Origin of the sequence: Kitasatospora sp. NPDC007106, assembly GCF_040634455.1 — a bacterium.
Classification (GTDB): Bacteria; Actinomycetota; Actinomycetes; order Streptomycetales; family Streptomycetaceae; genus Kitasatospora; species Kitasatospora arboriphila.
The window spans coordinates 1-1,290 of sequence record NZ_JBEYFP010001292.1 but is presented as its reverse complement, the minus strand read 5'-3'; the positions used below and the strand labels follow the sequence as shown (position 1 = coordinate 1,290).

Below are 1,290 nucleotides of genomic sequence, written 5' to 3'. Positions count from 1 at the left end.
GGTTTCGCGGGCGGCGCCACCGTGCGGCAGGCCCGTTCCCGGGTGAGCCGCCGGGCCGGGGCGCTCACAGGGCGGCGAGGGTGTCCTTGAGCAGGCGCCGGAGCTTCTGCCCGGTGCTCGCGGTGGCCCGCCAGGCGAGTTCCGCCTCGACACCGGCCCGGATGACGGCGAGTTCCGTGCCCGTGGTGCGGACCAGGCCGATCCGGTGGGTGACGGACGTCAGCACGTTCAGGTGGTAGGCGCCGATGCCGAGACGCGACGCGGCCTCCTCGAGCGTCATCCACGGCCCCTCCGCCGGCAGACCCCGGTCCGGGTAGGGGATCTGCGGCAGCCGATCGGTCCACGTCTTCACCGGGGCATTGTCGTCGACGGCGACACCGAGCCCGCGGCCGCCCCGGCCCTTGCGGTGGGAGGTGTGCGGAGTAATGATGATTACATGATTACGTCGGAGCAGGAGGCCCTGCGCGGCTGGTTCACCGGGCGGCTGCCGGACGGGCTGTACAGCGAGTTGGTGGAGATCACCGTGGACCGGGAGGAGATCACGGTGATCGGGCGGATTCCGCCGCCGGAGTTGGCGGACGGGGTGTCGGACGCCGAGCGGGAGGCGGCGGTCGAGGGACGGATCGCGGAGTTCCGGGAGCGGACCCGGGAGGCGCGGATGGCCGTCGCGCGGGAGGCCGAGCGGCGGTACGGCCGGAAGGTGTCCTGGGGTGCCGAGTGCGACGGCCTCCGGGGGCTGTTCACCACGGTGTCCGCGCCGGTTATGACCCGGCTGCGGCAGCCGGAGCGGCAGGTGCTGGACACCCTGGTCGAGGCCGGGGTGGCGCGCAGCCGGAGCGAGGCGCTGGGCTGGTGCGTCCGTCTCGTCCAGAAGCACTCGGAGTCGTGGCTGGACGAACTGCGCGACTCGCTGGAGAACGTCCGGCGCCTGCGGGCGCAGGGGCCGGACGCCTGAGCCGCCGCGGCCCGGTCACTTCGGTGCCGGTGCGTCCGCCACTCCCGGGCCGGAGGTCGCCGGACCGTCCCAGAACCTGGTGAGCGCGCCCTCCTTGAACGGGCTCGGGCTGACGCTCAACTCCCCGGCGAACGGCCGGTCGAGGACGAGCACCAGCAGCAGGCTGAAGCCGATCAGCGCCGCGACCGAGCCGACGAACAGCAGTTGGATGCGGCGGCTGCGGATGCCGTAGAGGAAGGTGAGCGGCAGGATCACCACCGCGCCGCCGTACACCAGGATCTGGAGCAGGCCCGGCAACTGCTGTCCGCTCTGGGTGATCCTGGCCCGGCGCTGGG

Annotated in this window: 3 protein-coding genes; 1 reads left to right on the top strand and 2 read right to left on the bottom strand. The window is 73.0% G+C overall.

Going from position 1 to position 1,290, the window contains the following annotated elements:
• Nucleotides 1-64: 64 nt before the first annotated feature.
• Nucleotides 65-352 (bottom strand): hypothetical protein, encoded by a 288-nt coding sequence (locus tag ABZ641_RS37950; RefSeq protein ID WP_359989179.1) that lies wholly within the window; start codon nt 350-352, stop codon nt 65-67.
• Nucleotides 353-436: 84 nt separating this feature from the next.
• Here ABZ641_RS37950 and ABZ641_RS37945 point away from each other — a divergent pair, with 84 nt between their 5' ends.
• The gene (locus ABZ641_RS37945) at nt 437-955 is read left to right on the top strand and encodes a hypothetical protein (RefSeq protein ID WP_344626365.1); all 519 of its coding nucleotides are present in this window, start codon (nt 437-439) and stop codon (nt 953-955) included.
• Between the two features lie 15 nt (nt 956-970).
• Here the strand turns inward: ABZ641_RS37945 and ABZ641_RS37940 are convergent.
• Nucleotides 971-1,290: NADH-quinone oxidoreductase subunit J (locus ABZ641_RS37940; protein WP_359989177.1), on the bottom strand; the 320-nt coding region annotated here is incomplete at its 5' end.

Excerpts from the sequence above, each read along its gene's own strand:
- ABZ641_RS37945 (WP_344626365.1), top strand. The coding sequence starts at position 437 with ATGATTACGTCGGAGCAGGAGGCCCTGCGCGGCTGGTTCACCGGGCGG.